The sequence below is a fragment of the Synechococcus sp. H60.2 genome (assembly GCF_047462315.1).
GTDB lineage: Bacteria > Cyanobacteriota > Cyanobacteriia > Thermostichales > Thermostichaceae > Thermostichus.
The window spans coordinates 1-7562 of record NZ_JANSIZ010000096.1 but is presented as its reverse complement, the minus strand read 5'-3'; the positions used below and the strand labels follow the sequence as shown (position 1 = coordinate 7562).

The following is a 7562-nucleotide window of genomic DNA, read 5'->3' as shown; positions in this document are numbered from 1 at the left end:
ATACATCCAGAATCAGTCAGAGGGTGCTATCCATCCCCACCGTATAGACGGTGGGGAATTCCGCACCTTACGTTAAATACCGACACCAGTAGGATGCGCTGCAGCAGCCTAGGAGAGAGCAAATTGGCGTTGGGATCCCGCGGTGGTTGGGTCATCTCCCGCCCCGTGGTGGGCTCGAAGGAGAGCGGCACCGTCATGGTGATGGAGTTAATCATGTTCAGCCACAGCACTTGAATGGCCAAAATGGGCAGCTCGCGGTTGAGGAGCACGCTAAGAAGAAGGGTCATCGACTCTCCCCCGTTCACCGGCAGGATGAAGGCGATGGCTTTAAGGAGGTTGTTGTAAACGGTGCGCCCCTCTTCGACGGCAGCCTCGATGGAGGCGAAGTTGTCATCGGTCAAGATCATGTCGGCGGCAGCCTTGGCCACCTCGGTGCCACCTCGCCCCATGGCAATGCCCACATCTGCCTGCTTCAAGGCCGGCGCGTCGTTAACTCCATCGCCGGTCATGGCCACGATCTGACCCTGCGACTGCAAGGCCTTCACCAGGCGCAGCTTTTGCTCCGGCACCACCCGCGCAAAGACGGATCCCTCCTTGGCGGCAGTGACAAACTCCTCTGGGCTAAGCTGCTCCAGATCCCGGCCGCTGTAGGCTTTTACCGGTTTGCCACCGCCCAGGCCCATCTGCTCAGCAATGGCTTGGGCTGTAAGCACATGGTCGCCGGTAATCATCTTGACTTGGATCCCGGCAGTCTGGCAGGAGCGCACAGCGGCAATGGCCTCCGGCCGCGGCGGGTCGATCATCCCCTGCAAGCCCAAGAAAATCAGCCCTTCCTGCAGATCTGAGTGATCCACCTGAGTTTGGCTAGGGGGGACGGCTTTTTGGGCAAAGGCCAGGACTCGCAGCCCCTGCCGCGCCAAGGCCTCCACCTGCTGGCAAATCCGCTCTGCTTCCAAGGGCTGGATCTCCCCTTGGGGACCCATCTGGCTGCGGCAGCGGGGCAAGAGAGCTTCTACGGATCCCTTGACGTAGATACAGTGCTCCTCCGGCCCCAACCGGTGCAGGGTGGCCATGTACTGAAACTCGGATTCAAAGGGGATACTGTCTAGGCGAGGGCGACGGCGCTGCAGATCGTCTCGATCCAGCCCCCCTTTCTGGGCGGCTACGAGCAGAGCCGCCTCGGTGGGATCCCCTACCACTTCCCACTGACCGTCGTCCTTGGGTTGGAGGCGGCTGTCGTTGCAGAGGCAGCCGGCCACTAGGCAAGCCTCCAGGGCAGGCCATTGGCGAATTTCGACGGGGGAATTGGCTTCCTGAAACAGGATTTGGCCCTGGGGGCTGTAGCCACTGCCGGTAACCCGGTAGAGCCGGGATCCGGCGTAGATGGCCTGCACCGTCATCTGGTTTTCCGTGAGGGTGCCGGTTTTGTCCGAGCAAATCACCGTGGCGCTGCCCAGGGTTTCTACCGCCGGCAACTTGCGGATGATGGCATGGCGGCGGGCCATGCGGGAAACCCCAATGGCCAGGGTTACGGTAACTACCGCCGGCAAGCCTTCGGGGATGGCGCTCACCGCCAGCGCCACTGCCGCCTCAAAGACGCTCACTGCCGCTTGGCCCTGCACCAGGCCCACCAAAAAGGTGAGCGCAGCCAAGGTGAGGATAATTTTCAGCAAGGTCAGGCTGAACGCCTCAAACTTGCGCGTCAGGGGAGTTTGCAGGGATCCCCCTTCTTCAATGAGCTGGGAGATGCGGCCCGTCTGGGTCTGGTTGCCAATGGCCACCACCACCCCCGCCCCTTGGCCAAAGGTGACGAAGCTGCCGGCGTAGGCCATGTTCTGGCGGTCGGCCAAAGGCGTGTCTTCAGGGAGGGATCCCAGCCGTTTTTCCACCGGCACCGACTCTCCCGTGAGGGCCGATTCGTCCACCTGCAAGTTGCGCGCACTCAGCAGGCGCAGGTCGGCGGGCACCCTGTCTCCCGAGCTCAAGAGCACCACATCCCCCGGCACCAGCTCCCGCGAGGGCAGCCGCACTTTCTGCCCCTCCCGCAGCACCGTGACTTCAGTCACCACCGACTTGGCCAGGGCAGCGATTGCCTCCTCCGCCTTGGCCTCTTGGATGTAGCTGATGAGGGCGTTGATCACCACCACCGCCCAGATCACGATGGCGTTGCGCCAGGATCCCAGGAACGCCTTGACCGCCCCAGCCACCATCAGGATATAAAGGAGGGACTGGTTAAACTGCTGCAGAAACTTGACCCAGGCCGGCGTTGCAGCTTTGGCTTTCAGCTCATTGGGGCCGTATTGCCGCTGCCTCTTCTCCACTTCAGCTTGAGAGAGGCCCTTTTCCAACAGCTCCGCCAAAGACATCTCCTCTCCGAGGAGTTCCTGGATGGCTTGCTCCTCCGACAGGGCATGCCAGGCAGGGGCTGGGAGCAGCTCAAGGGATGAAGGTTTAGCCATGATTCGGAGTCTTGAGTTACAACACCGCGAGGGTTGGATGGGCTGCCTGCCCTCCTTATCTCTGATAGCCTAACCAATGCCATGGGCCCTTCCCGGCAAGGTGTCCTTCGGGGGGCTCTTTACCAAGACAAGCGTCAACAACGTTTAAGGAGCTGGCTAAGTTTTGCTTAAAGTTCTCGATAGATAGAAAGGATGAGCATATTCTTATTAGGTAGTATGATTAGCTAGAGCCTGTAGGAAGCCAAAGGGCTTCGGCTGACCTGTCCGGGCTCCTGGACAGGTGAGCTGGCTCTTTTGCTGTTTTTTAATATGGCCAATTGAGCCTAGCGGTTTCTTTTTTTGTTTCCGTTTTGAGGGAGTTATGGTAGTACCGACTACAAAGCCAAGGGAATTGCAAGCCCAGTCAGCAGCAGTGCCGCAAAACGGCGCGCGCTCCGAGGTGCAGGGGGCTGCTTCTGGGAGTTCTCCTACAGTTATTCGCCATCAGATTGTTGTTGTCGGGGGAGGGGCAGCCGGCATCAGCGCAGCCGCCCAGTTGCTGGAGCGCCAGCGCAACCTCGACATTGCCATCATCGAGCCCTCCGACAAGCACTACTACCAGCCCGGCTGGACGCTGGTGGGCGGGGGCATTGCGCCGCTGGCCAAGTTTGTTCGCGATGAAAAAACCGTCATCCCCAGGGGAGCCAAGTGGATCCAGGCGCGGGTGGCCGAGCTGGATCCGGATCACAACCGCGTCATCACCGAGGCCGGCCAAGTTATCGAATACGACTACCTCATCATGGCCCCCGGGATCCAAATTGACTGGCACCTGATCGAGGGTCTGCCGGAAGCATTGGGCAAGGGCGGCGTGACCAGCAATTACTCCAAAGACTACGCCCCCTACACCTGGGAGACCATCCGTAACTTCCAGGGGGGCACAGCCATCTTCACCTACCCCGCCACTCCCATCAAGTGCGGCGGCGCGCCCCAGAAAATCATGTACATGGCCGACGACGTCTTTAAGAGCAAAAGCGGCGTTGGGGTCAACACCAAAGTTATCTTTTGTACTGCCACTCCCACCCTCTTCGCGGTGCCAGAATACAGCGCCGCCCTGGAGAAAGTGGTGGAGCGGCGCGGGATCCAGGTAAAGTTCAGGCACAACCTCAAGGCCATCCGGCCCGAGACGCAGGAGGCCATCTTTGAGGTAACCACCGACAATGGCAAAGAGGAGGTAAGCCTGCACTACGACATGATCCACGTGGCTCCGCCCATGAGCGCCCCGGACTTTGTCAAGCGTAGCCCCCTCGCGGGACCTGGTGGCTGGGTGGAGGTGGACAAGTGGACGCTGCAGCACCCCCGCTACCCCAACGTGTTTGCTCTGGGGGATGCCTCTTCCCTGCCGACTTCCAAGACGGCAGCCGCAGCCCGCAAGCAGGCGCCGGTGCTGGCGGAAAACCTCTTGGCGGCCATGCAGTCGAAGCCGCTGCCGGCCCGCTACGACGGCTACACCTGCTGCCCCCTGATCACCGGCTATAACTCCCTGATCATGGCGGAGTTTGCCTACGATGGGAAGCTCGCCCCTTCTTTCCCCCTGGATCCAACGCGGGAGCGCTACTCCATGTACCTGGCCAAGGTGCACCTCTTGCCTTGGCTGTACTGGAACCGCATGCTCAAGGGCAAGAAATTTGAGGCGGATATCTTCAAGCCCCTCAACAAGCTGGTGCATCGCTACTAGGGCTCCCCACCCCCTCACCCCCAGCCCCTCTCCCCAAAGGAGAGGGGAGTTCTTTTACAGAGCTTGCTCGCTCTGCTGCTGTGTTGTCTTAGGTGTTACTGAGAAAGCTTGCTGGAAAAGCTACAAAGTATCTCTTAACGTTAACAACTTTTGAGATGTTCTCCTGGTCTCGCTGAAAGCTGAATAAGCTGAGCATGAAAGTCTCACTCAAGGGCGTTGTTGCATGGGTTTCAGCGAGGGGGAGCTAGAGTATCTCCTTGATCTCCTTAAAAGGCGAGAGGACGTCATACAGCAGGAGAGAGAGATTCAAGCCATTACTCAGTCTCCAAGAAATTGGCGGAAACGGGATATCTTGCGTCAAGCAAGAGAGTGGGGTTGGGAAATTATCCATCGTCGTGCCAGACATCACACGCAAGCCGTTCTCGGGAATTTGAGGGTTACTATTCCCGGACATGGCGACGGCGATTGCTTGGGGATAGGAATAGCTCATAAAGTGTTGAAGGAATTAGCAGAGCCTAAACTCAGAGAACTGCAGCTCCAAAGACAAGATTGCAGCGACTTACTTGTTAGCTTTCTACTGAGTAGGGGTATTAGCCTTAATTCTTTGCTTGAGTCAAATTTATTAATCGAGCAGATTGAGTCTCTGGAAGAGCAGAACCTAAAGCTTGAGCTTAAAATAGTCGAGACTGAGGAAGCAGCTTTAAGTTTGCTCACCGAAAAAGAGCTTGAAAATCAAAGGCTAGCCAATAGAATAAGAGAGCTTGCGGAAGAGCAGCTTCGAGTTCAGGAGATTGTCAGTCGTGCCATTTTAGATCTGAAGAGACTTAAGCATCTCTTTGACCAGCTTCAGAATGTGGTGGATCACCTTCCCATGCCAGGGGTTAGAAGCTTGCTGCAAAGTTACCTAAACAAGATCATGTCTATTTTTGAAACTAACCTGCCTTCTGCCGGTTCTAGAAAGTTGCTTCCGGAGAACGAGCAGGATATTTACTATCAAGAGAAGTTACCTCTGGAGGATAACCATGGGTCTCATCGAGAGTCTTGAAACGGCAATCGCCGCCTCGCGGCGCAATTATGCCGAGCTCCTTGAGTTGACAGGGCAACTTGTTGCTGAGAGACAACAGCAAGGTCAACGGAACTGGCTACGGCTGAAGGCCAAGCCCTGGACAGCAGCGACCCTCAAAAAATCTTTTGCTTCCTTTGCAGCTGCTCGGGCTTACTTTGGCAAGCGCTACGGTGTAAAAGCAAGAGGGTGGAAAGCTCTAGCAGAGCAGGTCAATACTGTTGAGACAGCGCTGATTCACCTGGGGCTGGCTGTTCGTGAAGACCCTCGGGCAGCTTCCCTTTTGGAGAAAGGAGGGAGCGCCCAGCAATCCTCTCCAATTCCTTGAGGAAAGGTGCGGACACTCTCACCTTTTTTCGCCGTTTGCTATCCCAGGGAGAGAAGAGTTTTTTACAGGCAGGCTTTGAACTTTTTCAGTACCGCCCGATCCAGCATCAGCAGCGCCGCGCGTAAGCCACCTGAGTAGCCCCAGAAAAAGCCTACCGGCAGATGGCCCTTGGGCGCTTCCAAGTTGGTTTTGAGCTCCCCGTACTCCAGCCAGCGGCCCTGGATCTGCCAGCCCACTTTCTCTCCCATACACGCTTCGCGGGGCAAGGCCGAGAAGGATCTCGAGCTGAGCCCTCCCCTTTTCTCCGAGTCACACTCCTGCCAGAGCTGCTTCTGGACGGTAAAGCCAAAGCGTCCATGGCTGGCCTGCGTCCAAAGTTGGTCGATTAGCCGCAGCATCGGGCAGGGGAAAGCTTCAACATCCTTGGGATCGAAAAAGCCCACCTGGGAGCGCCCACTGAGTTTAAGCAGCAAAGCCGTCGTCCAGCGATCGGCTTCCCCCCACTGGCCGGCCTGCAGCCGATCCCACAGCCCTTGCAGGGCAGGAGCCGCTTCTCCCACCCAGTTGGGCCAGGAGGGGGTTGCAGGCAGGGATCCCTCTCGACCAACCTTAGGGAAAATTGGGGATCTGGAGCCTGCCTCCCTTTTTGCTGTGGCAGGGGTAGGGGGTGCCACCAGGCGCTCCAGCTCTTCTGCCGAGTGCTGGGCCAGGAGCTGCTCCAGCTCATCTTGAGGTTGCTGCTGGACCAGAAGCCGTTCCAGTTCCCGCAGCTCTTGAGTGCGGATGGCGGGCTCAAAGGTAGCTGGCTGCTTCTCTGCCGGCAGCAGAGCCAGCCACTCGGCTACCGTTTGCGGGCGATCCTCGGGGTGGAGAGCCATCCCTTTGAGGATGGCGGCCTCCACCTCTTCAGGAATACTGGGGTTGAGGCTGCGGGGGGGATCCAACTGACGGCCTGTAGCCCGCACCGGCGCGCACAAGGGCACCATCCCTGTCAGCAGGGTGTAGAGGGTGGCGGCCAAGGCGTAGACATCGGTGAAGGCGCCGCGGCGGCGCAGGCTGTCGTACTGCTCCAGGGGGGCGTAGCCATCGGTGCCATAGGAGGTGTGGCGTTGGATGAGCCCCTGCGTGTAAGTCCGCGCCAGGCCAAAGTCGATCAACACCGCCTGCCCAGATCCCTCCCGTACTAGGATGTTGGCCGGCTTCACATCGCGGTGCAGGATCCCCTGTTCGTGCAGGGCCATGAGGGCGGATCCCACCTCCCGCGTCAGGCGCAGGGCTTCCGGCAGAGGCAACGATCCCTTTTGGCGCAAAAGCTGGTGCAGAGTCTGGCCGCGGATGTACTCCATCACAATGCACCAGCGATCTTGCTCCCAGATCACCTCTTCCACCTTCACCACGTGGGGATGGTGGCAGCGAGCTAGTTGTAGCGCCTCGTTCATGAAGTTCTGCTGAAGGTGAGGATAGTCGGGATCCTCGCGGAGGCTGTCGTTCAAGACCTTGATAACCACATAGTCAGCGCGGACGCTATCCCAGGCTCGGTAGGTGATGCCGAAGCCCCCTTCCCCCAAAATGGCCTCGACGCGGTAGCGCCCCCCCTGCAAGTGTTGGCCAACTGCCCAAGCCATGTGCGACCTCAATCCCCGCCTCTAGGGCCATTCTGTCACGGGGATCAATAAATGGACGGTCCATAAAACTGCTCGTTGCGGGGCGAACGCTGATAGGGCTCCCCGGGCGAGCGCAGCGGCAACTCTATCGGCTCAGGGATTATGGTCATTTCAATTCAAATAGCAACGAAACGTTTCTCTACGTCGTTATTGCTACGCAACGCTGTCGCAAGCGCGGCGGCGGCGCGAAGCGCTTGGATCGGCGACAAGGTGTTTTCACCTGGTTTAACGTAAGGTGCGGAATTCCCCACCGTCTCTACGGTGGGGATGGATAGCACCCTCTGACTGATTCTGGATGTATTGCTTCACAATTTCTAGGGAGCAAATCATGCCA

At 58.3% G+C, this 7562-nt stretch carries 4 protein-coding genes and 1 pseudogene; 3 read left to right on the top strand and 2 right to left on the bottom strand.

Translation table 11 applies throughout. The features are described 5' to 3' along the window. Window positions 1-71: 71 nt before the first annotated feature. Window positions 72-2366, bottom strand: a pseudogene (locus NW845_RS11785) (HAD-IC family P-type ATPase); the annotation flags it as partial. Window positions 2367-2820: 454 nt separating this feature from the next. Between NW845_RS11785 and NW845_RS11780 the strand changes: the two are divergent. The 3 genes from NW845_RS11780 (at window position 2821) to NW845_RS11770 (ending at window position 5564) form a co-directional block, all read left to right on the top strand. After that, entirely contained in the window at window positions 2821-4173 is a 1353-nt protein-coding gene (locus NW845_RS11780) for an FAD/NAD(P)-binding oxidoreductase (protein ID WP_414378677.1), read from the top strand. Window positions 4174-4396: 223 nt separating this feature from the next. Continuing rightward, complete coding sequence (locus NW845_RS11775; protein ID WP_414378676.1) at window positions 4397-5218, top strand: hypothetical protein; 822 nt, start codon at window positions 4397-4399, stop codon at window positions 5216-5218. After that, the gene (locus NW845_RS11770) at window positions 5196-5564 is read left to right on the top strand and encodes a hypothetical protein (RefSeq protein ID WP_414378675.1); all 369 of its coding nucleotides are present in this window, start codon (window positions 5196-5198) and stop codon (window positions 5562-5564) included. The genes NW845_RS11775 and NW845_RS11770 overlap by 23 nt, the downstream gene beginning before the upstream one ends. Before the next feature lie 62 nt (window positions 5565-5626). Here the strand turns inward: NW845_RS11770 and NW845_RS11765 are convergent, their stop codons facing one another. Next, window positions 5627-7189 carry a serine/threonine-protein kinase gene (locus NW845_RS11765; RefSeq protein WP_414378674.1) on the bottom strand — a complete coding sequence of 521 codons (1563 nt, stop codon included), beginning with the start codon at window positions 7187-7189 and terminating at the stop codon, window positions 5627-5629. Between the last annotated feature and the right edge of the window lie 373 nt (window positions 7190-7562).